The 26,695-nt window shown below is 65.8% G+C and carries 26 protein-coding genes, 1 tRNA gene and 1 pseudogene; 15 read left to right on the forward strand and 13 right to left on the reverse strand.

Annotated features, from left to right (window positions below):
* Positions 1-19: 19 nt before the first annotated feature.
* Together QX070_RS13745 and QX070_RS13750 are read right to left on the reverse strand one after the other, a co-directional pair.
* On the reverse strand, positions 20-952 hold the full coding sequence (locus tag QX070_RS13745; protein ID WP_315737566.1) for a sugar kinase: 933 nt from the start codon (positions 950-952) through the stop codon (positions 20-22).
* Positions 939-1,976: an SPFH domain-containing protein gene (locus QX070_RS13750; protein WP_315737567.1), complete on the reverse strand. Its 1,038-nt coding sequence runs from the start codon at positions 1,974-1,976 to the stop codon at positions 939-941. Before QX070_RS13750 ends, QX070_RS13745 begins: the two co-directional genes overlap by 14 nt.
* Positions 1,977-2,093: 117 nt before the next feature.
* On the opposite strand from QX070_RS13750, the gene QX070_RS13755 reads away from it, so the two are divergent.
* A complete protein-coding gene (locus QX070_RS13755; protein ID WP_315737568.1) occupies positions 2,094-2,843 on the forward strand; it encodes an NUDIX hydrolase in 750 nt (249 codons plus the stop codon).
* Between the two features lie 72 nt (positions 2,844-2,915).
* Here QX070_RS13755 and QX070_RS13760 read toward each other — a convergent pair whose 3' ends face one another.
* Positions 2,916-3,455 (reverse strand): hypothetical protein, encoded by a 540-nt coding sequence (locus tag QX070_RS13760; protein WP_315737569.1) that lies wholly within the window; start codon positions 3,453-3,455, stop codon positions 2,916-2,918.
* 328 nt (positions 3,456-3,783) lie between these two features.
* Between QX070_RS13760 and QX070_RS13765 the strand changes: the two genes are divergently transcribed.
* Positions 3,784-5,010, forward strand: a complete 1,227-nt coding sequence (locus QX070_RS13765; protein WP_315737570.1) for a CaiB/BaiF CoA-transferase family protein — start codon at positions 3,784-3,786, stop codon at positions 5,008-5,010.
* Between the two features lie 122 nt (positions 5,011-5,132).
* Here QX070_RS13765 and QX070_RS13770 read toward each other — a convergent pair whose 3' ends face one another.
* Both QX070_RS13770 and QX070_RS13775 read right to left on the reverse strand, forming a co-directional pair.
* Entirely contained in the window at positions 5,133-5,378 is a 246-nt protein-coding gene (locus tag QX070_RS13770) for a hypothetical protein (RefSeq protein ID WP_315737571.1), read from the reverse strand.
* A gap of 37 nt (positions 5,379-5,415) precedes the next feature.
* Entirely contained in the window at positions 5,416-6,087 is a 672-nt protein-coding gene (locus QX070_RS13775; protein WP_315737572.1) for a TetR/AcrR family transcriptional regulator, read from the reverse strand.
* A 232-nt stretch (positions 6,088-6,319) separates the two neighbouring features.
* Between QX070_RS13775 and QX070_RS13780 the strand changes: the two genes are divergently transcribed.
* Complete coding sequence (locus QX070_RS13780; protein ID WP_315737573.1) at positions 6,320-7,555, forward strand: acyl-CoA dehydrogenase family protein; 1,236 nt, start codon at positions 6,320-6,322, stop codon at positions 7,553-7,555.
* A gap of 147 nt (positions 7,556-7,702) precedes the next feature.
* Positions 7,703-8,761 (forward strand): phosphotransferase family protein, encoded by a 1,059-nt coding sequence (locus QX070_RS13785; RefSeq protein WP_315737574.1) that lies wholly within the window; start codon positions 7,703-7,705, stop codon positions 8,759-8,761.
* A 152-nt stretch (positions 8,762-8,913) separates the two neighbouring features.
* Here the strand turns inward: QX070_RS13785 and QX070_RS13790 are convergent, their stop codons facing one another.
* The 6 genes and pseudogenes from QX070_RS13790 to QX070_RS13815 form a co-directional block, all read right to left on the reverse strand.
* Complete coding sequence (locus tag QX070_RS13790; protein ID WP_315737575.1) at positions 8,914-9,198, reverse strand: hypothetical protein; 285 nt, start codon at positions 9,196-9,198, stop codon at positions 8,914-8,916.
* Positions 9,199-9,601: 403 nt separating this feature from the next.
* Positions 9,602-10,174, reverse strand: a complete 573-nt coding sequence (locus tag QX070_RS13795) for a hypothetical protein (RefSeq protein ID WP_409998843.1) — start codon at positions 10,172-10,174, stop codon at positions 9,602-9,604.
* A gap of 17 nt (positions 10,175-10,191) precedes the next feature.
* The gene (locus QX070_RS13800) at positions 10,192-11,730 is read right to left on the reverse strand and encodes a YadA-like family protein (RefSeq protein WP_315737577.1); all 1,539 of its coding nucleotides are present in this window, start codon (positions 11,728-11,730) and stop codon (positions 10,192-10,194) included.
* Positions 11,731-12,042: 312 nt separating this feature from the next.
* Positions 12,043-12,432, reverse strand: a complete 390-nt coding sequence (locus QX070_RS13805; RefSeq protein WP_315737578.1) for an Imm8 family immunity protein — start codon at positions 12,430-12,432, stop codon at positions 12,043-12,045.
* Positions 12,433-12,463: 31 nt separating this feature from the next.
* Positions 12,464-12,724, reverse strand: a pseudogene (locus QX070_RS13810) (M20/M25/M40 family metallo-hydrolase); the annotation flags it as partial.
* An 876-nt stretch (positions 12,725-13,600) separates the two neighbouring features.
* Entirely contained in the window at positions 13,601-14,386 is a 786-nt protein-coding gene (locus QX070_RS13815) for an SDR family oxidoreductase (protein ID WP_315737579.1), read from the reverse strand.
* Positions 14,387-14,532: 146 nt separating this feature from the next.
* On the opposite strand from QX070_RS13815, the gene QX070_RS13820 reads away from it, so the two are divergent.
* Both QX070_RS13820 and QX070_RS13825 read left to right on the forward strand, forming a co-directional pair.
* Positions 14,533-15,240 carry a histidine phosphatase family protein gene (locus QX070_RS13820; RefSeq protein ID WP_315737580.1) on the forward strand — a complete coding sequence of 236 codons (708 nt, stop codon included), beginning with the start codon at positions 14,533-14,535 and terminating at the stop codon, positions 15,238-15,240.
* Positions 15,241-15,395: 155 nt separating this feature from the next.
* Positions 15,396-16,163: an SDR family oxidoreductase gene (locus QX070_RS13825; RefSeq protein ID WP_315737581.1), complete on the forward strand. Its 768-nt coding sequence runs from the start codon at positions 15,396-15,398 to the stop codon at positions 16,161-16,163.
* A 317-nt stretch (positions 16,164-16,480) separates the two neighbouring features.
* Here QX070_RS13825 and QX070_RS13830 read toward each other — a convergent pair whose 3' ends face one another.
* Complete coding sequence (locus QX070_RS13830; RefSeq protein ID WP_315737582.1) at positions 16,481-17,716, reverse strand: serine hydrolase domain-containing protein; 1,236 nt, start codon at positions 17,714-17,716, stop codon at positions 16,481-16,483.
* A 150-nt stretch (positions 17,717-17,866) separates the two neighbouring features.
* Here QX070_RS13830 and QX070_RS13835 point away from each other — a divergent pair.
* A tRNA-Trp gene (locus tag QX070_RS13835) sits at positions 17,867-17,942 on the forward strand.
* Between the two features lie 89 nt (positions 17,943-18,031).
* Here the strand turns inward: QX070_RS13835 and QX070_RS13840 are convergent.
* Complete coding sequence (locus QX070_RS13840) at positions 18,032-19,273, reverse strand: ABC transporter substrate-binding protein (protein ID WP_315737583.1); 1,242 nt, start codon at positions 19,271-19,273, stop codon at positions 18,032-18,034.
* 419 nt (positions 19,274-19,692) lie between these two features.
* Between QX070_RS13840 and secE the strand changes: the two genes are divergently transcribed.
* The 8 genes from secE (at position 19,693) to QX070_RS13880 (ending at position 26,340) form a co-directional block, all read left to right on the forward strand.
* Positions 19,693-19,884 carry a preprotein translocase subunit SecE gene (secE, locus tag QX070_RS13845; protein ID WP_006611822.1) on the forward strand — a complete coding sequence of 64 codons (192 nt, stop codon included), beginning with the start codon at positions 19,693-19,695 and terminating at the stop codon, positions 19,882-19,884.
* Entirely contained in the window at positions 19,884-20,441 is a 558-nt protein-coding gene (gene nusG / locus QX070_RS13850) for a transcription termination/antitermination protein NusG (protein WP_284423110.1), read from the forward strand. The genes secE and nusG overlap by 1 nt, the downstream gene beginning before the upstream one ends.
* A gap of 234 nt (positions 20,442-20,675) precedes the next feature.
* Positions 20,676-21,104 (forward strand): 50S ribosomal protein L11, encoded by a 429-nt coding sequence (gene rplK / locus QX070_RS13855; protein ID WP_315737584.1) that lies wholly within the window; start codon positions 20,676-20,678, stop codon positions 21,102-21,104.
* A gap of 6 nt (positions 21,105-21,110) precedes the next feature.
* The gene (rplA, locus tag QX070_RS13860; RefSeq protein WP_315737585.1) at positions 21,111-21,803 is read left to right on the forward strand and encodes a 50S ribosomal protein L1; all 693 of its coding nucleotides are present in this window, start codon (positions 21,111-21,113) and stop codon (positions 21,801-21,803) included.
* Between the two features lie 78 nt (positions 21,804-21,881).
* Positions 21,882-22,832 carry a 2-hydroxyacid dehydrogenase gene (locus tag QX070_RS13865; protein ID WP_315737586.1) on the forward strand — a complete coding sequence of 317 codons (951 nt, stop codon included), beginning with the start codon at positions 21,882-21,884 and terminating at the stop codon, positions 22,830-22,832.
* A gap of 213 nt (positions 22,833-23,045) precedes the next feature.
* On the forward strand, positions 23,046-23,510 hold the full coding sequence (locus tag QX070_RS13870; RefSeq protein ID WP_315737587.1) for a (2Fe-2S)-binding protein: 465 nt from the start codon (positions 23,046-23,048) through the stop codon (positions 23,508-23,510).
* A 2-nt stretch (positions 23,511-23,512) separates the two neighbouring features.
* Complete coding sequence (locus QX070_RS13875) at positions 23,513-25,696, forward strand: xanthine dehydrogenase family protein molybdopterin-binding subunit (protein ID WP_315737588.1); 2,184 nt, start codon at positions 23,513-23,515, stop codon at positions 25,694-25,696.
* Positions 25,693-26,340, forward strand: coding sequence for an Isoquinoline 1-oxidoreductase subunit (locus tag QX070_RS13880; protein WP_315737589.1), 648 nt, complete (start codon positions 25,693-25,695; stop codon positions 26,338-26,340). Before QX070_RS13875 ends, QX070_RS13880 begins: the two co-directional genes overlap by 4 nt.
* Positions 26,341-26,695: the final 355 nt, after the last annotated feature.

The following is a 26,695-nucleotide window of genomic DNA, read 5'->3' on the forward strand; positions in this document are numbered from 1 at the left end:
CGCGACCTGCGGGACCAAACTACACGATCAGCCGGCCCTGCCGCTCCGCGATTCCGATCACCGCCTCGGTCCCGGCGTTGAAGTCGAGATGGTCGGCCTCGATGCCGTCGGAGAAGATGACGCCGTTCTCCGGCATCAGCGAGCGCAGCCGCAGGGTCTCGGCGCCCATGAGGCCGCCGCAGACCAGGGAGGTCTGCGAGGTCTTGCTCGGGAACGGCTCGCGCACGGCGAAACGAAGCGCGCGGGCGTCCCAGGGAAGGGGAGTGTAGTCGCCGCCCGTCGTGCGGCCACCGAAGCTGCCGGCGATGGCGAGCGCGCCGGTGACGATGCTCTTGAACCAGGCGGTCGAGCCGAGCCCCGTTGCCACGATCAGACCGCTGGAGGACTGCCGCTCATGGCTGTCGCGCGTCGCGATCTCGTAACGGGCCGAGACATGGGTGCGCGCGCCGATGAAGAGGTCGTTGACGGCGTGCAGCACCTGGCCGTCGGCGAGGCTTGCGCGTGCCATGGTCACCGCCTTGGCGGCGCGCTTGTCGGCGGCGACCTCGGGCAGCAGGCTCGCGAGGTTCTCCGGCGCGAACGGCAGCAGCACGCCGTCATGCCGGGCTGCGTCGGGGTTCAGGCCGAGCAACGGCTGGCCGTCGAGATATTTCATTGTGTTGACGACGAGGCCGTCCGGGCCGAGCGCCGCGACGATGTCGGCCGGGCCGAACAGGAAGTTCGGCAGGAAGCTGCGGTCGACGATCTGGTAGCGGCCCCAGCGTTCCAGCGTCTGGACGCTGGTCAAGCGCGCGGCCTGGTAGGCCGCGTGTTCGCGCTCATAGTCGGAGAAGTCGGCGCCGAGATGCTCGACACAGAAGCGGGCCTGGTCCGCGGTGAGGAACCTTGCGATCAGCTCCTCGAGCCGCGTCCTTCTCGTGACCAGCACCACCTTGCGGTCATTGCCGGACACGGGCGGCCTCCACGGGCTTCTGCATCAGACTGTTCAGCAGCTCGGGCGAGACGTTGAGCTGCCCGATCTTCTCGGCCTTCTCGGCGAGCCCCGAGAACGCCTGCGCGATCAATTGCCCCGGCTGCATGCCGGTGGCGGCCAGCGCCTGGATCACGCGGGTGTCGACGCCCTCGAAGATCTTCATCAGCGCGCCGACGCGATAGGCTTCGGCATCGGCCAGCGTGCGGGTGTTCGACGCATTCAGCGCGACGAAGTCCTTTCGCTTGGCCTCCAGCCCGATGTCGGCGACCATGCCGGCCTCGCGCAGCTCGTTCTTCTTCGCCGCGACGCTGGCCTCCGCGTCCATCTGCGTCTCGCGGATCGAGCGCTTCTTCTGTTCGACCGCGATCTCAGTGTCGAGTTCGCTCTCGCGGATCGCCCGCTCGCGCTCCACGGCAAAGTTGCGCCGCGCGAAGATCGCTTCATCGGCGGTCTTCAGAATCGCCTCGCGCGCCTCTGCTTCGAGCGCCTTGGCGGTCTCCGGTGTCGGCTTCACCGCGCGCACGGCGACGCCGAGGATCTCCAGGCCCAGCGCATCGATATCGGCGCGTTGCCTCAGTCCGGTCGCAATCGCCTCGGCAATGCGGTCGGAGGCGCGCAGTGCCTCCTTCAGGGTCATGTCCTTGACCGCCTGCTGTGCCAGCACCTCGACCGCGCCGAGCACGCGCTGCGGTAGCTCTTCCGGGTCGTCGGACTCGTATGTCTTGCCGTCGCGCTTGAGGGTGAAGTTCAGCATCGCCGCTGCCTTCCTCGGCTCACCGATGCGGTAGGTGACCTGGCCCTGGATCGTCAGCGTCTGAAAGTCGCGGGCGATCTGCTGGAAGATGAAGGCGGCGTCGCGGCTGCCAATGGGGATCGCGACCAGCGAGGTCGCGGGCCCGTAATAGAAGGTGGAGAGCCCGGCGCCTTCCTCGACCACGGCGCCGGCGCGGTATTTGAGGAGATAGGTGGTGGGTTGGGCCTTGATGAAGCGAATGCCGAACATGGCGGCCTCCTGACGTCTGATGGCATAAGTGTGTTACGCCAACTAAGTAAGTTGGACAGTACAACTAAGCGTGCTAGTGTCAAGGGGCAAAATTCGGCAAGGCGGTCAGGGGGCGGCATGGCGGGACGGCAAGAACCAGGCGGCGGCGCGGGCGAGATCGGGCGAGGCGGGGCCGGGCTTAATTTCCCGCGCCCGTTGACGACGGTCGACGTCGTCATCTTCACGATCCGCCTGGAGGCGCTGCACGTGCTGCTGGTGCGCCGCGGTCACGGCGAGGGTGAGCCGTTCCCGGACGCTTTCGCGCTGCCGGGCGGCTTCGTCGATGTCGACACGGATCGCGATCTCGAAGCCTGCGCCCGGCGCAAGCTCGTCGAGAAGACCGGCGTCGTCAGCCCGTATCTGGAGCAACTCGGCAGCTGGGGCAGCGCGAACCGCGATCCCCGCGGCTGGTCGGCGACCCACGCGTATTTTGCGCTGGTCCCGGCGTCAGCGGCGGAGACGGCGCTCGCCGCGGACGCGCAATGGTTTCCGCTCGACGGGACCGGCGTGAAGCCGAAGCTCGCTTTCGATCATGCGGAGATCCTGCGCGCTGCGGTGCAGCGACTGCGCAACAAGGTCGAGTACACCTCGCTGCCGGCCTATCTGATGCCCGAGGAATTCACCTTGCCCGAACTGCAGCGGACCTACGAGGTCGTGCTGGATCGTGCGCTGGAAAAGAGCGCCTTCCGGACCCGCATGCTGTCGGCCGACCTCATCGAACCGATCGCCAAGATGCGCAAGGGGCCGAACCGGCCGGCGCAGCTCTACCGCCTGAAAAAGACGGCTGCGCCGGTGTATTTCGCGCGGACGTTCAATGCGCCGGAGTGACGCCGCCGGTTTCTCCACGTAGCCCGCATGAGCGCTGCGACAGACCGCGGGCACAATGGTGAGACCGCCGGATCATGCCGAGAAGTCGACCACCAGCGACTTGCTGGACGAGCTCGACGAGCTGGTGCCGCTGGCGCTGTAGGACGAGGTCTTGCTGCTGTTCGAGCTCTGCAGCGCGTCGAGCAGCTTCTTCAACAGCTCCTCGACTTGAGACGATGAGCTCGACGAGGACGACGAGGTGCTCGACGTGGTGTCGCTGCTGGCATCGTCGCTCGGTGCGGGCGGCGAACCGCCGGAGAACGCATTGGCGAATACGTTCTTCAATTCGGTCGCCTGGTCGGAGGTGAGCTTGCCGCTGTCGACCTCGCTCTGGATGAGATCGTCGATCTTCGACTGCATCTCCTCGGGAGAGGGCGGCGTGCTGGAGGTCGACGACGAGGACGAGCTGTTGCCGCCGCTCTTCAATGCGGAGTCGATGTCGTCGAGCGCCGACGACAAGGCGGTCTGGTCGGTCGAGCTGACCTTGCCGGCCGAGACTTCCTTGGTGAGCTCCTGCTTGAGCAGGTCGAGCGGCGAAAAGCCGCTCATCGAGGAGGCAGAGATCGACGTCATGGTGTGCTCCGGTAAGACATCAAACCTGTCTCCAGCTGTGGTTGTAACGCTTAACGGCTCCTTGTTCCCTGTGTCCGGATGTGTCTGGACTCCCGTCGCACACAAAACGAAGCAAGAAAGTCGGCGCGTGCCCCGGTGATTGCGGGCGCATTCCCAATGGGTGCTACCGGTTCGGTGAGCCTCGCGAATCCTGGTGACATCCTGTGCCGGGCAAGGCCGCATGCCGCCAGCGCAGTGCTCCGGGGCACGAAATGGTGTATCCGCGGGTGACAGGCGGTGCCTCGCAGAGCAAATCCGCCACAAGGAATAAATCTCCCGGAGGAACTCCATGTCGGCCCTGCCGCTTTCTGGCATCAAGATTCTCGATCTGACGCGCGTGCTCGCCGGACCCTTGTCCGCGCAGATGCTGGCCGATCTCGGCGCCGAGGTGATCAAGATCGAGCGGCCCGGCACGGGAGACGACGCCCGCGCCTTCGGCCCGCCCTACCTCAAGGACCCCGAGGGCAAGGCCAACAATAACAACTCGTTTTACATCTGCGCCAACCGCAACAAGAAGTCGGTGACCGTCAATATCGCGAGCCCGGAGGGGCAGGAGATCATCCGCGCGCTGGCGAAAGACTGCGACGTCTTCATGGAGAACTACAAGGTCGGCGATCTCAAGCGCTACGGCCTCGACTATGAGGCGATCCGCGCGGTCAACCCGGACGTGATCTATTGTTCGGTCACCGGCTTCGGCCAGACCGGGCCGTATGCCCCGCGCGCCGGCTACGACGCGATCTTCCAGGCCATGGGCGGGCTGATGAGCGTCACCGGCCACATGGACGGCGAGCCGGGGGCGGGGCCGATGAAGGTCGGGCCGTCGATCGTCGATTACATGACCGGCATGAACACCTCGATCGGCATTCTCGCGGCGCTGTATCACCGCGACGTCAATGGCGGCGGCGGCCAGCACGTCGACGTCTGCCTGTTCGACACCGTGATCGCCTCGCTGTCGCACTACGCCCAGATCTTCCTGGTCAACGGCAAGTCGCCGCCGCGCCGCGGCACCTGGGGGAATGGCGGCATGCCGGCCGGCGTGTTCCGCTGCACCGACGGCGAATTGATGCTGGTGGTCGGCAACGATGCGCAATTCGCGCGCACCTGCGCCGTGTTAGGGGCGCCCGAGCTCGCCACCGATCCGAAATTCGTCAAGAACAACGACCGCGTCGTCAACGGCAAGGAGATCATGGCGATCTTTGCCGGCCTGTTCCTGAAGAACTCGGTGGCGCATTGGCTGGAAGAGCTCGAAAAAGCGGGCGTGCCTTGCGGACCCGTGAACGATTTCGCCCACGTGTTCGCCGATCCGCATGTGCGCTCGCGCGGCATGCAGGTGAAGGTCGAGCACCCGTTCGAGCCGCAGTTGTCCTTGATCCGCAATGCGCTCACCTTCTCGGGCACGCCGATCACGGAGTACCGCGCGCCGCCGCTGCTCGGTGAGCACACCCGGGACGTGCTGGCGCAACTCGGCTATGACGATGCGAAAATCGCAGCGTTGAAGCAGCAGGGCGTGGTGTAGCCGCGTAGCCCGCATGAACGAAAGCGACATGCGGGATCGTCACTACCGCCGGTGAGGACCCCGGATGTCGCTGCGCTCATCCGGGCTGCAGTTTGAAGCAGAGGACGTGGTGTAGCGTACGATCAGTGGGCGTGGCGGTGATGCCGGTGCCGCTTCGCCTTCCACGGAGAATAAGAGTGCGGCGCTTCGAACAACGGGGCCCGCGGCGGCGCGCCCAGCTGCTGCCGCGATTCCTGCAGGCGGCGCTGATAGCCCGGCGAGTTCATGATGCTGGCGGCGGCGCCGCGGGCCAGCACCGGCTCGCTGGCGGTCACCATCGCGAGCGCCGTGGCGGCGACGGCCATGATCAATCGCAGGCGCTGCGTCATCAGGCGAGCTTCCTTCTCATCCAGCGGAGCACGAGGTCTAGCGCGCCTCGCGCGCTGCGACCTTGGCCTGTGACTTTGCCGCCGGCACGCGCGTCGTCAAGCCGAGCACGGCACCGCGCACCACCCGCGCGATCACATCCTCGACATCGTCGAGGTCGCATCGGCCGTCGGAGAGCTTGGTCAGCCGCTCGCTCTCGCGGATGGTGTGATGCGCCATGGCGAGCGCAAAATGCAGGCCCCAGAACAGGTCGACCTCGGAGCTGTCGGGCAAAGCGCGCTTCATCGCCGCGGCGAACTTCCGCAGATGGTCGATTTCCTTGTTCTTGATGCGGCGGATTGGCGGCACCGATTCGATCGAGGCGCGGATCATGAATTGCGCCACCGCCGAACGCTGGTTCTCCGGCCCCAGGCAGCCGCGCAGGATCGGGCCGACCAGCGCGCGCAGGATGTCGCTGATGTCGGCGCGGCCGCCGCCGGCATCCTCCGCCGCGCGCAATTCGCGCAGCCGCTCGCGGTTGAGCGCGATCGAGCGCGTCACGAACAGTTCGGCGATCAGCTCGTCCTTGGAGCCGAAATGATAGTTCACCGCGGCGAGATTGACGTTCGCCTCCGCCACGATGTCGCGCAAGGTCACGTCGGAGAAGCCGCGCTCGGCATAGAGCCGCTCGGCGGCGATCAGGATCGCAGTCCGGGTCTGGTCGGTCGCCATGCTGGTCCTCCCGAACGACGAAGCAGGGTGGGGAGTTGCGTTTCAAACAATTGTATGAAACTATTGTTTGAGACGGCCGGAATGTCAATCGCGGTGCTTCCGCGAGACGACATTTTGGCACTGCAGCGACGGTTCGCGCGGTCGTGCCGCGCAAGATCACACTTGCAAGAACGCGACGTGCGGACCGACACTGCGGTCAAAACAATCTCGAGGAAACCCTGAGGAGAGTCCCATGGACTTCACGATGTCGGCGAAGCAGCAGGAATGGCTGGAGCGCGTGCGCAGCTTCATGACCAAGCATGTCCGCCCGGCGGTGCCGATCTACAAGCAGCAGGACGCCGAGGGCGATCGCTGGAAGGTGATCCCGATCCTGGAGGACCTCAAGGCCAAGGCGAAAGCCGAAGGCCTCTGGAACATGTTCATGCCGCCGTCGGAGCACGAGGATGACGAGTTCCGTGGCGCCGGCCTGACCAATCTCGAATATGCGCTGCTGTCCGAGGAGATGGGCCGCATCTCCTGGGCCTCGGAGGTGTTCAACTGCTCGGCGCCGGACACCGGCAACATGGAGGTGTTCATCCGCTACGGCTCCAAGGAGCAGAAGCGCAAATGGCTGCGCCCGCTGATGGACGGCGAGATCCGCTCGGCCTTCCTGATGACGGAGCCCGCGGTGGCCTCGTCCGATGCCACCAACATCGAAACCCGCATTACGCGTGACGGCGATCATTATGTCATCAACGGCCGCAAATGGTGGTCGTCGGGCGTCGGCGATCCCCGCTGCAAGATCGCGATCCTGATGGGTAAGACCGATCCGTCGGCCGCCAAGCATCAGCAGCAGTCGCAGATCCTGGTGCCGCTCGACACACCCGGCATCAAGGTCGAGAAGATGCTGCCGGTCTTCGGCTTCGACGACGCGCCGCATGGCCACGCCCAGGTGCTGCTCGAGAACGTCCGGGTGCCCAAAGAGAACATCCTGCTCGGCGAGGGCCGCGGCTTCGAGATTGCGCAAGGGAGGCTCGGTCCGGGCCGCATCCATCACTGCATGCGCACCATCGGCAAGGCCGAGGAGTCGCTGGAGAAGATGGTGCGCCGGCTGATGACGCGCCAGGCCTTCGGCAAGAAGATCATCGAGCATTCGGTGTGGGAGCAGCGCATCGGCGAGGCCCGCACCAACATCGAGATGACGCGCCTGCTGTGCCTCAAGGCCGCCGACATGATGGACAAGGTCGGCAACAAGACCGCGCAGGGCGAGATCGCGATGATCAAGGTCGCTGCCCCCAACATGGCGCTGAAGATCATCGACGACGCCATCCAGGCGTTCGGCGGCGCCGGCGTGTCAGATGATGCGGGTCTCGCCAAGGACTACGCCAACATCCGCACGCTCCGTCTTGCCGACGGCCCGGACGAGGTGCACAACCGCGCCATCGCCCGGCTCGAGATGAAGAAGTACGCCAACGAGCCGCGGCATTGACGCAGACCTTGTAGGGTGGGCAAAGCGTCGGCTCGGGCGCGAAAGCGCGCGGGCAGGCGCGTGCCCACCATTCCAGTCTCCGAGAAAAGCGGTGGGCACGCTTCGCTTTGCCCACCCTACGTTCAATATGACCCAAGGGAGTTCGTCGTGGCCGACGGCGTCAAGAAGGACGAAGAATTCTCCGGCACCAAGCCGGTCGAGGAGCGGCACCGCTTCGACGAAGCCAAGCTCGCGGCGTGGATGGCCGAGCATGTCGAGGGCTATGCCGGCCCGCTCACCGTCGAGCAGTTCAAGGGCGGCCAGTCCAATCCGACCTATCGGCTCAACACGCCGGCGCGCTCCTACGTGCTCAGGCGCAAGCCGTTCGGCAAGCTCCTGCCGTCGGCGCATGCGGTCGATCGCGAATTCCGCGTCATCGCCGCGCTCGGCAAGCAGGGCTTTCCCGTCGCCAAGGCCTACGCGCTGTGCAACGACGACAGCGTCATTGGCGCTGCCTTCTACATCATGTCGATGGAGGAGGGCCGGGTGTTCTGGGATCCGACCCTGCCGCATGTCGACGCGCCGCAGCGCCGCGCGATCTTCACCAGCAAGATCGAGACGCTGGCGAAGTTGCACACCTACGATCCCGCCGCAATCGGCCTCGCCGATTTTGGCAAGCCCGGCAACTATTTTGCCCGTCAGGTCGACCGCTGGACCAAGCAGTATCGTGCGTCCGAGACCGAGCACCTTCCCGAAATGGAGAAGCTGATCGAATGGCTGCCGCGCACCTTGCCGGCGCAGCAGCGCGTCTCGATCGTGCATGGCGACTACCGGCTCGACAACATGATCTTCCACGCGACCGAGCCGCGCGTCATCGCGGTGCTCGACTGGGAGCTGTCGACGCTCGGCGATCCCATGGCGGACTTCACCTATCTGCTGATGCAGTGGATCATGCCGGGCCTCGACGGCGTCGACCTGAAGGCCAAGAACATCCCGACCATGGAGGAGGCGGCCGCGATCTATCGCGGCGTCACCGGCACCGAGCTGCCGGACCTCAACTGGTACTTCGCCTACAACCTGTTCCGGCTCGCCGGCATTCTGCAGGGCATCATCGGCCGCATCCGCGACGGCACCGCTGCCAACGACAAGGCGATCGAGTCGGTCAAGCGCATGGTGCCGATGACCAAGCAGGCCTGGGCCTACGCGCAGAAGGCGGGCGCAGCGTAAGGCGCGGGCGGTTCGGCAGCCCGCATGAGCTGACGCCGAAGCTCGGAGAGCGACGGCGGAAGCGACATGCGGGGGCCTCTCGCGCCGGAATGCTGCGTGGAGCGAGCGACCCCGTGGTCGCTGCGTTCGCCCGGGCTTCGAGGCCGCATTCGTCAGCGGCCGCCGCCCCCACCGCCACCGCCTCCACCGCCCCCACCAGCCGTGATCATCGCGCTGCTGTAGCGCGGATCGGTCTGCTTCATGTAGGTCGGCGAGGTGTCGCGGCTGCGCGACCGGGAGGCCTGTTGAATCGTCGTTTCGGGAGTGCCGCAGGCGCCCCAGGAGACAAGCTCGCAGCGGGGCAGCTGGACCTCGCGCGCGCTGGCGCTCGTTGCAGCCGCGCCGGCCGCCATGGCAGCGATCAAGGCAAGCGCGGGCAGTTTCGATATCCTCGACATGTGATCCATCCTTCGGTTCGGCGAAGCCGGAATGGTCCGCTTGCGAGGTTCGACGGCGCGCAAGAGAGGGCGGTTCGAGACGCGAAGCAAAAATTGGTGGCAGGCACGCCTGTCGTGGTTTGAACCAGACGGTCGCTCGTTACGACATGGCGCGACCCTGAGCCCGGCGCCTCGCGATGACGGAAGACATGCCGCGCCACGCTCGTCATTCCGGGGCGATGCGGAGCATCGAGCCCGGGCTCCCTCTGGCGCTGAACTCCGCCGTCAAATGGAGTCCGGGCTCGCGCCTCGCCCCGGAATGACGTGTGTGAAGGGATCGAATGTCCAATCGACGTTTTCAACGTCGCAACTCGTCGGTCGATCCCGGAATGTGACACCGGGGATGACCGGCAAGCTGCCGCGCTCAATTCTTCCCCGTTGCCGCACCTTTCCTGGCCGGCGTCGGTGACGCCGCGGGGGCGGGCTCCGGCGCCTGCGGCGTCGCCACCGAGAGGCCGAAGATGCGCCAGTGATTGTCGACGTTCTGGAAGGTCAGGTCGAAATTGATCTGCAGCGGCCGCGTCGGGAAGAAGCCGGTCAGGCGCAGCATCTTGCCGGGATCGAGATAGGGCGGGGTGGAGAGCTGCGGCGCGGCCAACGCCACGGGATAGAGATCGACGTTGCGCCGGCGCAGGTCGATGAAGGCGATCGCGAGATCGGCGGCGGCGTTCCGGGCCTGGAAGTCGGGCGCGGCGAGATCGCGCAGCACCGAGTAGTTGCCACTGCGGTTGGCATCGTTGAGCGACAGCAGCGTCGAGCGGATCAGATAGAGCGCCTGCTCCGGGCTGACCGGCAAGGATGCTTGCGCCGGCGCCTGGGTCGGCGTCGGCGAGGCCGCGGGGCGCGGGTCCTGTGCCTCGGCCGCCGTTGCGGCGACAACGCACAGGATCAGGCCGGCCAGGAGCTTGCGGACGGGCTTGCCAACGAGCTTGCGCAACACCATCGCGAGGCGATCTACCAGCCCACCCGCACGCCGACGCGCGCGCCCAGCAGGTTCTCGTTGGCGCCATAGCCGAGGCCGGCATTGAGCTGCACCCGATCGGTGATCCGCGCCGCGGCGTTGACGGCAACGCCGTTGGTGCTCTGGAAATTGCCCCAGTTCATGGTCACGGCGAAGCGTTCCTGCGGCATTAGGGTCGGCACGCCGGCCATCGCGAACGCCATCGAGACGCCGTTCATCGCCTTGTTGTTGCGGCTCGACAGATCGTTCAGCCGCGTGTTGATGCGGTCGAGGTCGCCGGCCGAGGCAAGCCCCAGGCTGGCGAGCGTCGTGGTGGCGAGATTGCCCGAGGCGTCCGAGGTGACGAGCTGCACCGATCCCGACTGCGCGCTTCTGCTGGCGGCCGAGGTGATGCCGGCGAGCGTGTAGGTGCTGGCGGCGGTCCCAACGGCGACCTGGTTGGCGCGCGTGGTCGCGGCGCCGGTGCCGATCGCGGTGGAGTTGGCGAAGTTCGCGCTCGAGCCCGCGCCGAGCGCGGCCGCATTGTCGCCGGCGGCCGCCGTGCCCGCGCCGATCGCCACCGCATTGGTGCCCGCGACCGCGGTGCCGGAGCCGAGCGCCACGGCGCCTGCGCCGCTGACCGTGCTGTTGTTGCCCATCACCAGCGCACCGACGCCGCTCACCGTGTTGGCATTGCCGACCACCATCGCGTTGGCGGCATTGACGGTGTTGCCGCTGCCCAGGATCGAGGCGCTGTTGGCGCTCGCGGTCGCCGCCACGGTGTTGTTGGAGCCGATCACCTGGATGTTGTCGCCGAAGCCTGCGGCGGCGGTCGTGTTGATCGTGTTGTTGTCGCCATAGACGAAGCTGTTGTTGCCGTTCATCACGTTGGGATCGCCGATGGCGAAGCTGCCATTGCCGTTGACGTGCTGCCCGGTGCCGAAGGCGCCGCTGCTGTTGCCGGTGACGATGTTGCCGCTGCCATAGGCGCTGCTGTCGGTGCCGATGACGCTGCTGTTGGCGCCGACGGTGACGGCGCGGTCGCCGCTCGCCGTCGCCGCATGGCCGATCGCGGTGGCGGCGACGCCGGTGCCGCTGGCAACGGCATTGGTGCCGATCGCGATATTGTTGGACACCGACCCGCTGGCATTGGCGTTGGTGCCGATCGCGATGTTGCGGGAGTCGAGCCCGCTGCTGGCATCGGCGCCGCCGATGGCGATATTGGTCGAGTTGAGGCCGGAGGCGTTGGGGGCGCTGAAGCTCAATGCGCCGCCGCCGACCGCGACGTTGGCGGAGGCCGAGCCGCTGGCGTTGGCACTGACGCCGAGGCCGGTGTTGGCCGAGTTCACGCCGGTGGCGTCGACGCTGATGCCGCAGGCCACGTTGTTTGGCAGAGTCGAGCCGAAGGCGTTGCTGCCCTGGCCGCTGCCGGAGGTGCTCTGGCAGACGAACTGCGCCGCCGCCGGCGCCGGGTGAAGCAGGGCGGCACAAGAGAGCAGGACGGCAGCCGCGATCCATCGCAGGCGACCATGATCGGTACGGCGCGCGCGCATTCCAAACCTGCCGCCAGCCGCACGGCCTGTGCCCCGGATCACCTGCATCGAGAGTCCCCCAACCCCATCTGCTTCGGCCCACGAGTCGCCCTGCAAGACCGACCTGCCTGACCGAGAGCCCGGGCGCATCAACGTCGGCAACCCGACATCCGCGCCGCAAGCGCGAACAGTTTAGCGGGTTCCATCGCGCGCAGCTGTGGCCGGCAGGCCACATGGAATATTTTGAAATGCGAGGACGACAGGCAATGGGGGTGCGGCGCTCGCCGGGCCGGCCACGGGGGCGGGCGGAGGCGTCGCGTGCGTTTCTCCCAGTCATTCCGGGGGCGTGCCCTTTGGCGCGAACCGGGAATCCATCGGGCCGCGCGTGCTGTCATGAGATGGAGCCCAGGGCCGACGCCCCGGAAAATGAAATGGGAGGACATGATGGCGGCTTCGCTCCTGTCGCAATCGGCCTGAACATATCCTTCCAAGCGCGCATGGTCGAAGTCGGACGAACAGATAGTGTTGTCCGGTTTCGATGTGGCTGCGCATGTTGGAGGCGCACCATTCGGGCGTGCAAATCACGAAGTCGAACGACTCGTAGCGCTGTTCTCCGGGCGGTCCGATCATTGCGCTGACTGAAATGCCGAAGGCGCCATCAGGTGCAAAACGCTGCAGCGGATCGGCATCGCTGCTGGACAGGAAATTCAGCTCAGCTCTCATCGTATTTGCTCGGTCGCGGCTGGCATCAGGGTCAGTGCCTTGCCAGTTTATCCAACCCATTCGGCTCGCTGCACCTTGCGATCAGCTTCTCGATCATGTCGGCACATTGCTCCAGCTCGGCCACCTCCATGAACTCGTCCGGCTTGTGCGCCTGGGCGATGGCGCCGGGGCCGATCACCACGGAGGGAATATCGGCCATCGCGACGAACAGCCCGGCCTCGATGCCGTAGGACACCTTGATGTGGCTGTTGCGGCCCGCCAGGGTCTTGGCGATCGTCACCAGCGGATGGTCTTGGCGCCGACAAAAAGAGTTTGCGAGCGCGATCAAGGCGATCGTCCCGTCCAGCGGCGAAGGCGAAAGATTCTTCTTTCGCGTTTTCGGAATTCGTGATTTGCTTATCCCATTCCGCCTCACCGGATGGGCGTTGCGCGCGATCGTCACGACAGGCGAGGCGGGGAGGCGATGGCCGCGGATTGCCGCAGCATGCTTATCTGATGTGCGGACCAACGGCAGTGTGCGGACGTGAAGTCGCGTGGTCCTGATACCCCGGTGCCGAGGTCAAGTTGACGCCAGCGCTCGCGAGTTGCGTCGATCACGGGGGCAATCAAGCCGGTCCCCGGGGAGAGCACGAAGTAAGCGTTAAGACCGTCGCGCAGGGAAGGCCGGGCGTTCTCGGCTGCACCTGTGGTACCTGCCGCCTGCATTTTTTTCGCAGGTGGGCCGCAGGCGTCAGCCGACGCCTGGCCTTCCCTGCGCCCTCGATGCGAGAGGGCGGTGAAATTCGGGATCACTCGGGCGCGAAGGCGTCGCGGGAAGAATTTTGCATGATTGCACGCGGTCATCATGATTGAACTCCGTCGCTGCGCTCGCAATGACGGCTGCAGAAAGGAACGTCGCCTGACGGACAGCCGGCAGCCACGTTGCTCGCGCGATTCCGCGGTATGGGTTCCCGCGTTCGCGGGAACGACAGCGGAGTGTGTTGCGCGCAGCTGTGCTGAACGGGCCGCAGTGGCGCGGCAACAACAGCTGTCATCCCGGCGGACGCCGGGACCCATACCGCGTGATCTGGCGAGGGACGTCGCTGTCAGTTGCGGGCTTCATTCCGGCCAGGGGATATGGGTCCCGGCGTTCTGCGGGAGGACACCGGTGTTTGGCGCGGCAACCCGGCTAAATCGGTTTTCCCGCGTATGGCATCGATGCCGTGAGGCCACCGTCGACCGGGAAAGCCTGGCCGTTGACGTAGGACGCCTCGTCGCTGGCGAGGAACAGGGCCATCGCCGCGATCTCGTGCGGCTGGCCGGCGCGCTTCAGCGGATTGAGCTGGCCGATCTTGCCTTCGGTGCCGCGCTCCTTGGCGCCGTCGAAGATCGGCTTGGTCATGCCGGTCTCGATCAGGCCGGGACAGACCGCGTTGATCCGCACGCCGGTGCCGGACAGCGAATAGGCGGTGGTCTGCACCAGGCTGATGACGCCGGCCTTGCTTGCGGCATAGGGATGGCCCGAGGCGCCCGACTTCAGGCCCGCAACGGAGGCCGTGCAGACGATGGCGCCGCGCTGCTGCCGCACCATGTGCGGCATCGCGTATTTGACCGCGAGGAACGGCCCGATCAGGTTGATGCGCAGGATCTCCTGCCAGTGCTCGACGGTCTGCTCGGCGATCGGGATCAGCCCGCCGGAGATGCCGGCATTGGCCCAGATCACGTCGAGCTTGCCATAGGTCGCGACGGCGCGATCGATGAAGCCGCTGACATCGGCCTCGGAGCCGGCGTCGGCGATCACGGCTTCCGCGATGCCGCCCTGCTGCTTGACGAGCTCGACGGTCTCCTTGACGCCTTCGCTGCGATCGACTGCGATCAGCCGCGCGCCTTCCCTGGTGAACATCAGCGATGCGGCGCGGCCGATGCCGCTGCCGGCGCCGGTGATGATGACGGATTTGCCTTCGAGGCGGCCCATGTTTCCTCCTGCTTCAATTGTAATCAGTTGCGTGCCGCGCAACGGAATTCAAACGCCGTTTCAAACGTGCTGAGATCGCCAAGCGGCTTGAGACGATCTAGGCCTTCACGTACAGCGAGAGACGAGCGGAGGGAAGGGTTTGAGCGATGTCGGCTGATGGAACGAAACCTTCTGTCGTCACCACGCGCTGGTGGTGGGTGCGTCACGCGCCGGTGCGCAGCGACGGCGGCAACATCTATGGCCAGTCCGACATCGCCTGCGATACCTCCGATCGCGAGGTGTTCGAGGCGGTCGCGAAAATCCTGCCGCGCAGCGCGGTGTGGTATGCGAGCAGTCTGATGCGTACGCATCAGACTGCGGAGGCGATCTGGGCCGCCGGATTCCCGCGTCCCGCAGCGATGATCAGGGAGACCGCTTTTGCCGAGCAGCATCTCGGGCAATGGCAGGGCATGAACCGCGCCGCGTTCCTGGCGAGCCGGCCGGCGGGCAGCCACTGGTTCGCCGACATCGATGAGCCGGCGCCGGGCGGCGAGAGCTACATGGATCTGTACACCCGCGTGACAGCGGCGATTGCGCGCATCACGGTTTCGGAAGCCGGCCGCGACGTCATCGCCGTCGGCCATGGCGGCACCATCAAGGCGGCTGTTGGCCTGGCGCTCGGCGGCCTGGTCGAGAAGGGGCTGGCCTTCGACATCGACAATTGCTCGGTGACCCGGCTCGACCACATCGTGGCCGGCGAGACCAGCACATGGCGCCTGCCAATGGTCAATCAGCAGCCGTGGATCGCGGATGCAAGGCACAAGGCGATGCATCAGCCGGCCGGGCCGGAGCTGACGACGAGCAAGCTGGCGTGAGGCATCCCGTAGCCCGGATGAGCGAAGCGGCGTGCGGGTTCATCGCCACAGCACCTGAGACCCCGGATGTCGCTTCGCTCATCCGGGCTACGCGGTCGGGCCAGCGGCCATCATCCCGCAATTCATAACAACTCAACCCAAGGAGGAACACCCCAATGACCCTGTTCGACATGACCGGCAAGGTCGCTGTCATCACCGGATCCACGCGCGGCATCGGGCTCGCCATTGCCGAGCGCATGGCCGAGCATGGCGCCAAGGTGGTGATCTCTTCGCGCAAGGCGGATGTCTGCGATGCTGTCGCCAAGGAGCTCAATGAGCGATTTGGAGCGGGTACCGCGGCCGCGGTCGCCGCCAACATCTCCAGCAAGGAGAACCTGCAGAACCTCGTCGACGAGGCCAACCGCATCTACGGCAGGATCGACGTGCTGGTCTGCAACGCGGCGTCGAACCCGTATTACGGGCCGCTCGCGGGCATCTCCGACGATCAATTCCGCAAGATCCTCGACAACAACATCGTCGCCAACAACTGGCTGATCAGCATGGTCGTGCCGCAGATGATCGCGCGCAAGGACGGTTCGATCATCATCGTCTCCTCGATCGGCGGCCTGAAGGGCTCGACCATCCTCGGTGCCTACGCGATCTCCAAGGCCGCCGACATGCAGCTCGCGCGCAACCTCGCCTGCGAATACGGCCCGCACAATGTGCGCGTGAACTGCATCGCGCCCGGCCTGATCAAGACCGATTTTGCCAAGGCGCTGTGGGACAATCCGGAGAACCTCAAGGCCTCCACCGCCCGCTCGCCGCTGCTCCGCATCGGCATCCCCGACGAAATCGCCGGCGCTGCGGTGTTCCTGGGCTCGGCCGCCGGCAACTTCATGACGGGACAGACCATGGTGATCGACGGCGGCGCGACGATCAGTTGAGGAGAGCTGTCAGTGGGGCCGGTGCCATGGCCTCATCCAACGGTGTCGTCCCCGCGAACGCGGGGACCCATAACCACCGGCCGGCATGAGGCCGGCAACTGGCAGTGACGTCCCTCGACAAATCACGCGGTATGGGTCCCGGCGTTCGCCGGGACGACAGCAGTGGTTGTCGCGCCATCCGGGCAAACGGGGCAGGCCCGCATTCGCCGCGAACACAGCGTTGTTGCCCGCATGAGCGAAGCGATGTGCGGGGTCACATGACGAGAGCGGATATCCCGGATGTCGCTGCGCTCATCCGTGCTAGGAAGCAGGCGCCCTCACTCCACCGCGGCATACACCACGTCGCGCACCAGCGTGCGCAGATAGTCCCGCTGTCCGGGGGCCTGGGCCATGAACACGCAGAACAGATCCTCCTTCGGATCGATCCAGAAGAACGTGCCGGCGATTCCGCTCCAGAAGAAGGTGCCGGCCGAGCCGGGGAAGGGGGCGATGCCGGCCTCGCGGCGCACCGCGAAGCCGAGGCCGAAGCCGTGACCGGGCGACAGCAGGGTGCCCTGGGTCTTGACGTGGGGCCCGAGATGGTCGGAGGCCATCAGCTCGAGCGTCTTGCGGCCGACCAGCCGGGTGCCGTCGAGGCTGCCCTTGCTGAGCAGCATCGCGCAGAAGCGGGCGTAGTCCATCGTGGTCGCCACCAGCCCGCCGCCGCCGGATTCCATCAGCGGCTGCTCGGTCATCTTGAACAGGTTGACCGCCTCGCCGGTCCACGGGTCCTTCGCGAACGGCTCGGCGAGCCGGTGCGCATTGGCCTCGCTCGTGAAGAAGCCGGTCTCATTCATGCCGAGCGGCTTGAGGATGCGCTCGGAGAGAAAGGCGCCGAGCGATGTGCCTGCGACGACCTCGATGATCCGTCCGAGGATGTCGGTCGAGCGGCTGTAGTTGAACTCGGCGCCGGGCTGGCAGATCAGCGGCAGGCCGGCGAGGATGGCCGCGTGCTCGGCATTGGTGATCTTGCGGCTGCGCACCCGCGATTGCTGGTAGAGCTGGTGCACCGGCCCGGTGCCGGTGTGCTCATACGCCAAGCCCGAGGTGTGGCGCAGCAGGTCCTGGACCGTCATCGGCTGGGCGACCGGCACCAGCTCCAGCTTGCCGCCGGTCTCGACGCCCACTTTCTGCTCGCCGAATTCCGGGATGAACTTGGCGACCGGGTCGGACAGCAGCAGCTCGCCGTCCTCGACCAGCATCATGATCCCGAGCGAGACGATCGGCTTGGTCATCGAGAAGATGCGGAAGATCGAATCCGGCCGCATCGGCGTGTCGGCGTCGGGCGCTTGCCGGCCGATGGCGTCGAACCAGCCGATCCGGCCGCGGCGGCCGACCAGCAGGGTGGCACCGGGGATGGTTCCCTTGTCGGCCTCGCGCTTGAACGCATCCGAAGCTCGCTGCAGCGGCGCCTGGGACAGGCCCAGCGCCTCGGGGCGGTCATCCGGCAGCGGCGGCGTCAGCGAGCGGAGCGCGGAAAGGTGCGCGCTTGATGCGGTAGTCGGCGGGGTCATGGGCTCTCCCTGAAGTCCTGTTGTCGGTTTGCATCAAGTCTGGCGCGGAAGTTGTGGTCTGACCAGTCGATTTGCCCCATTGCACCCTTGCATTCGGGGGGAGGTCTATGCTTCAAAGCGCGCGAACCGGCGACACTGTCCCGGCTCGCTAGGAGTGTAGCTCAATTGGTAGAGCACCGGTCTCCAAAACCGGGGGTTGGGAGTTCGAGCCTCTCCACTCCTGCCAGCGAGATCAAGCACTTAAGCCAAAAATCGACGAGACAGGTTAGGCCGGGGCCCGCAACGCGCGAGCCCCGAATGCATTTCAGCAACCCCTTATTGCTTCACATAAGGACAGTTGCCGTCCTTCATCGGCCGGAACACCTGGTCGCCGGGCACCTCGGCCAGCACCTTGTAATAATCCCACGGGCCCTTCGACTCCTCGGGCTTCTTCACCTCGAACAGGAACATCGAGTGCACCATGCGGCCGTCCTCGCGGACGAAGCCGTTCTCGGTGAAGGCGTCGCGCACCGGGGTCTCGCGCATCTTGGCGAGCACCGGCTTGGTGTCGCGACTGCCTGCTGCCTTGACCGCGTTGAGATAGTGCAGGGTCGCGCTGTAGGTCGCCGCCTGGTTCATGGTCGGCATCCGCTTCATGCGCTCGAAGAACTTCTTGCCGAACGCCCGGGAGCGGTCGTTGAGATCCCAGTAATATGCCTCGGTGATGATCAGGCCCTGGGCGAGCTTCAGGCCGAGGCTGTGGATGTCGGAGATGAACATCACGATGCCGGCGAGGTTCTGGCCGCCGGCGACGATGCCGAACTCGGCGGCCTGCTTGATGGTGTTGATGGTGTCGCCGCCGCCATTGGCCATGCCGATGATCTTGGCCTTGCTGGCCTGCGCCTGCAGCAGGAAGGACGAGAAGTCCTGGTTGTTCAGCGGATGCCTTGCGCTGCCGACCACCGTGCCGCCGGCGGCGCGCACGACGTCGCCGGTGTCGCGCTCGATCGAATGGCCGAACAGATAGTCGGCGGTGATGAAGAACCAGGTGTTGCCGCCGTTCTTGACGATCGCGCTGCCGACCGTGTGCGCGTTGCCGTAGGTGTCGTAGGTCCAGTGCACGGTGTAGGGCGAGCAGGACTTGCCGGTGATGTCGGAGCTCGCGGCATCCGTCACGATCATCAGCTTCTCGAACTGCTTCGACATCTCCATGCCGGCGAGCGCGGTCGCCGAGGTCGGCATGTCGATGATCATGTCGACGGCCTCGTTCTCGTACCATTTGCGCACGATCGCGGCGGCGATGTCGGCCTTGTTCTGCGGATCGGCGCTGATTACCTCGATCGGCTTGCCGAACATGCTGCCGCCGAACTCCTCGACCGCGAGCTTGGTGGCCTCGAGATTGCCCTGGCCGCCGATGTCCGAATAGACCGACGAGAAGTCGCTAAGCACGCCGATCTTGAGCGGGGCTTGGGCCTGGGCACAGGCAGGGACGGCGGTGAGGGCGAGAGCGGCAAGACCGAGAGCAGCAAGGCTGACGGCGGCAAGGCGCGTCCGTCCCTTGCGCGGGGCAAAGGTCATGGGTTTCCTCCGGATTGTTCTTGTGCGGACGAGAATGAGCGGGTGGCGCAGGCCCGGCAAGAGCCGCTCCACCACGGGCATTTCGTCGCGGCAACTGCTCAACCTGCCGTGGTGCGGAAATGGCCTGCCGTTGCACGAAAAACCGCGTTGTGGCGGACCAGGCGGGGGCCTGACGCGGGAATGGCCGCCGACGCCCGGCATGCCCATATCTTGACCTTTGGCCGGCCCGACAGTAGATATCTCGATAACCTGCAGCCGGCCCGCGATAAAAGCGGATATCCGGCGCGGCTTTTCACTCCCCGAACAAGCGAGCCCGTGGATTCGGCTCATCTCTCCGACAAGAGGGTGGGCCAAGGACGGCTGTTCGGTTTTCCCAGTCAACTCTTCAATCGTCCGATGACGGACGCGGACCCCTGACGATGGCTACCAGCCCGTTCAAATTCCTGCAGGAAGTGCGCTCGGAGACCGCCAAGGTCTCGTGGCCGAGCCGTCGCGAGGTCACCATCACCACGATCATGGTGTTCGTGATGGTGGCGCTGGCCTCGGTGTTCTTCTTCGCCGCCGATCAGATCATCCGTTATCTCATCACCCTCGTGCTGGGCATTCACTGATGGCAACCGCAACGCAAAGCTCCGACAAGCGCTGGTACATCGTCCACGCCTATTCGAACTTCGAGAAGAAGGTCGCGGAGTCGATCCGCGAGCAGGCCAAGCAGCGCAATCTCGAGGACCTGTTCGAGCAGGTGCTGGTGCCGATCGAGAAGGTCACCGAGGTGCGCCGCGGCCGCAAGATCGACGCCGAGCGCAAGTTCTTCCCCGGCTACGTGCTGGTGAAGATGAAGCTGACCGACGAGGCGTTCCACCTGATCAAGAATACGCCCAAGGTGACCGGCTTCCTCGGCGCCGAGAACAAGCCGATGCCGATCTCCGAAGGCGAGGCGATGCGCATCCTGAACCAGATGCAGGAAGGCGTGGAGCGGCCGAAATCCTCGGTGTCGTTCGAGATCGGCGAGAACGTCCGCGTCGCCGACGGCCCGTTCGCCTCGTTCTCCGGCGTGGTCGAGGAAATCGACGAGGCCCGCTCGCGGGTCAAGGTCGCGGTGTCGATCTTCGGCCGCGCCACCCCGGTCGAACTGGAATTCAACCAGGTCGAGAAGATCGTCGGTTAAGGGCCGGGCTGCCGGGTCTCTCGGCGTCCCGGGCTTTCCTTTTCGTCCGATCTCGTGTATCGGGCGCCCTTCGCTCCCCAACCGGGGGGCGATTTCGTTCGTGGGAGGCGTGACCGGCTTTGCCAGCCGGATCAAGCGCGCCGGACCACGGTCCCAAACCTCGCCTGAGGGTTTTGTCGCCCGAAGGCGTTGCGTTCGCATCAGGCAGAATCGCGAACGCATTGGAGAGTCATAATGGCAAAGAAAGTAACCGGTTACCTGAAGCTTCAGGTTCCGGCCGGTGCGGCCAACCCGTCGCCGCCGATCGGCCCCGCGCTGGGTCAGCGCGGTCTCAACATCATGGAGTTCTGCAAGGCGTTCAACGCGCAGACCCAGAAGGAAGAGAAGAACACCCCGATCCCGGTGGTCATCACCATTTATGCGGACCGGTCCTTCACCTTCGAGATGAAGACCCCGCCGATGTCCTACTTCCTCAAGCAGGCCGCCAAGATCCAGTCCGGCTCCAAGGCCCCGGGTCGTGACAAGGCCGGCTCGGTGACCAAGGCGCAGGTGCGCGATATCGCCGAGAAGAAGATGAAGGACCTGAATTGCGACTCGATCGAGTCGGCCATGAAGATGGTCGAGGGCTCCGCCCGCTCGATGGGTCTGGAAGTTGCGGGGTAAGGCGCCATGGCACTCGGAAAGCGTTTGAAGAAGGCCCGCGAGGGCATCGATCGCACCAAGCTCTACCCGCTTGCTGACGCGATCAAGATGATCAAGGAGCGGGCCGTCTCGAAGTTCGACGAGACCATCGAGGTCTCGATCAACCTCGGCGTCGATCCGCGCCATGCCGACCAGATGGTCCGCGGCGTCGTCATGCTGCCGAACGGCACCGGCCGTACGCTGCGCGTCGGCGTGTTCGCCCGCGGCGCCAAGGCCGACGAAGCCAAGGCCGCCGGTGCCGACGTCGTCGGCGCGGAGGACCTGGTCGAGAAGGTGCAGAACGGCAACATCGACTTCGACCGCTGTATCGCCACCCCCGACATGATGCCGCTGGTCGGCCGTCTCGGTAAGGTGCTCGGTCCGCGCGGCATGATGCCGAACCCGAAGATCGGCACCGTGACCATGGACGTCGCCGGTGCCGTCAAAGGCGCCAAGGGCGGTTCGGTCGAGTTCCGCGTCGAGAAGGCCGGCATCATCCAGGCCGGCGTCGGCAAGGCCTCGTTCGCCGAGGACAAGCTGGTCGAGAACATCAAGGCGCTGGCGGATGCGGTCGTGAAGGCCAAGCCGGCGGGCGCCAAGGGCACCTACGTCCAGCGCGTCGCCGTCTCCTCGACGATGGGCCCGGGCGTCAAGGTCGAGCCGGGCACCGTGCTCGCCTAAGCGGCCGGGCATCGGTAGATTAGCAGGGGCGGGATCGTTCATCGGTCCCGCCCTTCGCATTTTGGAGTAGCGGCCGACATGCCCGACAAGGTCCTGATCTATTCCCGCCTCCCGAAATCCTTGACCCAGCGCTTTGCCGATCGGTTCGATCTGCTCGACAGCGGCGGCAAGCCGGCGCACGAGGTGTTTCCGGCGGACGAGGTCGCGCGGATCCGGGCGCTGATCACGGCCGGCGGCACGCCGCTGGGGGCTGCCGACATGGACAGGCTGCCGGCGCTCGGGGCCATCGTCTGCTATGGCACCGGTTACGACGGCGTCGACCTGAAGGCGGCCGCGGCCCGTAACATCGCCGTCGGCCACAGCCCGGGCGCCAATGCCGCGGCGGTCGCAGACGTCGCTGTGATGTTGATGCTGGCGACCACGCGGCGGCTGACGGTGGCAGACGCCTATGTCCGCGACGGGGGCTGGGCGTCCGCAAAACCATCGCCGCTGATGAAGCCGCCGCCCGGTCTCGCCGGCTGCAAGGTCGGCGTCTACGGCATGGGCGAGATCGGCCGCAAGATCGCGAGCCGCGTAGCCGCCTTCGAGACTGAGGTCGGCTATTTCAACCGCACCCGCTATGACGATCTGCCGTATCAATATTTCCCGAGCCTCGATGCGCTCGCCGAATGGTGCACCGTGCTGATGATCGCCGTCCGTGCCAGCGCCGAGACCACCCACGTCGTCAACGCCGACCTCCTCAAGAAGCTCGGCACCGACGGCCACATCGTCAACATCTCGCGCGGCTCGGTCATCGACGAGCGGGCGCTGGTGGCGGCGCTCAAGGAGGGTACCGTTGCCGGTGCCGGCCTCGACGTGTTCGAGACGGAGCCGCATGCGCCGGATGAGCTGACCTCCCTGCCCAACGTGGTGGTGACGCCGCATATCGGCGGCAACACCAGGGAGTCGCACGTCGCGATGCAGGCCTGCGTGGTGGCGAATCTCACAGCGTTCTTCGCCGGCGAGATGATGCCTTATCAAGTCAAGTAGCTCGTAGCCCGGGCGAGCGGAACGACCCGGGACGGACCATCCCCCATGTCGCTTTCGCCTTAGCGGGCTGTGGCTGACGCTGATGCGGGCTACGTCCAAAACGTTCCGCCCCGCGCAGAAATATTTTGACGCACTGCACATCTCTGTGAATTGCGAACCATTCTCGAATGCTTCTAACTCTTGCTGTTAGGACGACAGATAGAGCGAGGGGCCATGGCGGCGTTCACTTTGAAGATCAATGGGCGGGAGCATCAGGTTGATGTCGACCCCGGCACTCCGTTGCTCTGGGCCATTCGCGACAATGTTGGGCTGACCGGCACCAAATATGGCTGCGGCGTTGCGCAATGCGGGGCCTGCACAGTCTATCTCGACGGTCAGACGGTGCGCTCCTGCTCGTTGCCGGTGTCGGCAGTCGGGAAGAGCGAGGTGACGACGATCGAGGGGCTCTCCAGCAAAGAAGCGGTTGCCGTCCAGAGGGCATGGGCCGCGCATGATGTGCCACAATGTGGCTACTGCCAGTCAGGCCAGGTGATGAGCGCCGCCGCGCTGCTCAGCCTGACCCCGAAGCCCAGCGACCAGGACATCGATCTCGCAATGAACGGCAACATCTGCCGCTGCGCCAGCTATGTCCGCATCCGCGCCGCAATTCATTCGGCCGCCAAGACTCTGGAGGGCTGATCATGAACCTTCATGTGAAATCTGAAGCCGCTGCGACCTTGTCGCGCCGCTCGCTGTTGAAAGCCGGCGCTGGGTTCGTGCTCGCCACCTATGTCGCGCGCAACGGCGTCGCCTACGCGCAGGACGCTGCTGCGGCAAAATCCGTCAACATCGCGCCGAACACGTTTCTGGTGATCGGCCAGGACGACACCGTCACCGTTCTCTGCAAGCACATCGAGTTCGGACAGGGCCCGTTCACCGGCATGGCCACCCTGGTGGCCGAGGAGCTCGATGCCGATTGGTCGCAGATGCGCGCCGATCATGCGCCCTCGAATCCGGTGCTCTACAAGAATCTCTTGTTCGGGGTGCAGGGCACTGGCGGCTCGAGCGCGATCGCCAATTCCTACGAGCAGATGCGCAAGGTCGGCGCCGCCGCGCGCGCGATGCTGGTGGCTGCGGCTGCCGACGAATGGAAGGTGCCGGCCGAGGAGATCACGGTCGATAAAGGTATCGTTAGACATCCCTCCGGCAAGCAGAGCGGTTTCGGCGCGCTGGCCGCGAAGGCGATGCAACAGCCGGTGCCGGCGAACCCGCAGCTCAAGGATCCCTCCGCCTTCAAGCTGATCGGCAAGGAAGGCGCCGTGACCCGGCTCGACAGCGTGGCGAAGTCGAACGGCTCGGCCGAGTACACGCTCGACATCAAGGATCCGGGGACCTTGACCGTGCTGGTGGCGCGCTCGCCGCGGTTCGGCGGCAAGGTGGCCTCCTTCGACGCATCAGCAGCGAAGGCCGTGCCTGGCGTCGTCGACGTCAAGGAGGTGCCGAATGGCGTCGCCGTCTATGCGGAGGGCTTTTGGCCGGCCAAGACGGCACGCGACCTGCTCAAGATCACCTGGGACGACAGCAAGGCGGAGACGCGCGGCACGGCGCAATTGCTGGAGGAGTTTCGCGCACGTGCGAAGAAGCAGGGCGCGCTGGTGAAGCAGGAGGGCGATGTCGACGCCGAGATCGCCAAGGGCGGCAAGCTGATCGAGACCGAGTTCGTCTTCCCCTATCTGGCGCATGCGCCGATGGAGCCGATCAACGCATTCCTGCATTGGAAGGGCGACACGGCGTCGGCGCGCTACGGCAGCCAGTTTCCGACGCCTGATCACGCCGTGATCGCGCAGGTGCTGGGGCTCGACATCGCCAAGGTCGATCTCAAGACGATTCTCGCCGGCGGCAGCTTCGGCCGGCGCGCGCAGCAGTCGACCCATGTCGCCATGGAGCTGGCGCAGGTCGCCAAGGCGATCGGGCCGGGATGTCCGGTCAAGCTGGTGTGGACCCGCGAGGACGACATGCGCGGCGGCTACTACCGGCCGTTCAGCCTGCATCGCATGCGCGGCGTCGTTCGCGACGGCAAGATCGTGGCGTGGTCGGATACGATCGTCGGCCAGTCGATCATGAAGGGCTCGCCGTTCGAGGCGATGACCATGAAGAATGGTCTCGATGCGACCGCCTATGAGGGCTCGAACGAGATCCCGTACCAGGTGCCGAACTTCCGCTGCGACCTGCACCAGGTCGATGTCGGGGTGCCCGTGCTGTGGTGGCGCTCCGTCGGCCACACCCATACCGGCTACGCTGTCGAGGCGTTCGTCGATCAGCTGCTCGAAGCCGCCGGTCAGGATCCGGTGGAGGGGCGACTGGCGATGATGGCCGACAAGCCGCGTCACGCCGGTGTGCTCAAGGCGGTCGCCGAGCTCGCGGACTGGAAGGGCGCCAAGCTCGAGGCGGGCCGCGCCCGCGGCGTTGCCGTGGTCGAGAGCTTCAACACCTACGTCGCCCAGGTGGTCGAGCTGTCGATGGGCGCTGACGGACCGGTCGTGCACAAGGTCTGGTGCGCTGTCGACTGCGGCGTCGCGGTCAATCCCGACATCATCCGCGCCCAGATGGAGGGCGGCATCGGCTTTGCGCTGGGCCACATCCTCTATGCGCAGCAGCCGCTCGACGAGGGACGTCCGGTGTCGGGCAATTTCGATACCTACCGCTCGCTGCGCATCCACGAGATGCCCGAGATCGAGGTCGCGATCGTGCCGTCGACAGAGAAGCCATCGGGGGTAGGCGAGCCCGGCGTCCCGCCGCTCGGACCGGCCGTCGCCAACGCCATGGCGAAGCTCGGCCTGCCGCGCCCCACGCAATTGCCGATCCGGCCGGGAGACACTGCATGAGACTGGTTAGAACGGGGGCGATGGCGTTGCTCGCCGGCTGCCTGGCTGCGGTTGCCGTCGCGGCCTATCCGGGGCTTCAGCGCGCCTATGCCGCGCCCGAGGCGACCCGCGTGGCCAATGGCCTGAAGCCGGCGGTGGACTTCGCGAAGATCAAGAACAAGGAGGAGCGCGCGGTGGCGCTGTTCGAGGAGGCCGGCAAGGTGCTGCAGTCGCCGCGCTGCATGAACTGCCATCCGGCCGGCGATCGTCCGACCCAGACCGACAAGATGATTCCGCACCAGCCGCTGGTGGTCCGCGGCGAGGCCGGCATGGGCGCGCCCGGCGGGCTCGCCTGCACGACCTGTCACCACGAAGCCAATTTCGACCCGGCGCGCGTGCCCGGCAATCCGAAGTGGCAGCTGGCGCCGATCGAGATGGCTTGGCAGGGCCGATCGCTCGGCCAGATCTGCACCCAGATCAAGGACCCGAAGCTCAACGGCGGCAAGACCATGGCCCAGCTGATTCATCATATGGCTGAGGACGAACTGGTCGGCTGGGGCTGGAATCCGGGAGCAGGGCGGACGCCGGCGCCGGGGACTCAGAAGCAGTTCGGCGAGCTGATCAAGGCCTGGGCCGAGGCCGGGGCGTCCTGCCCGAAGGGGTAGACGGGTAGCCCGGAAGAGCGCCGCCGGAGCCACTCGGGCGAAGGCGGAAGCGATCTCCGGGGCCGGTTTCTCCGCGCGACGGTCTGGCGAGAGTCCCGCATCTCGCTTCCGCCTGCGCCCGTTGGGCGCTGGCTGACGCTCATGCGGGCTACGGGACTGGCCGACGTAACTGGTGCGATTTTTGCTCTTGGGGTCTTGGCAAGTCGCCATTCACCCGTTAAAGAACCGGCTTCCGGGCGGGTCGGCTTTTGCTGGCGCGCCCGTGTGCGCATTCCGAAAGTCTAGAGGAGCCAGCATTCCTTTTGAGGATATCCGTTTGGATTTCTCGGAAGGAAAGAAGGATCTTTCTGCTCTC

The sequence above is a fragment of the Bradyrhizobium sp. SZCCHNR1093 genome (assembly GCF_032381175.1).
Taxonomy (GTDB): domain Bacteria; phylum Pseudomonadota; class Alphaproteobacteria; order Rhizobiales; family Xanthobacteraceae; genus Bradyrhizobium.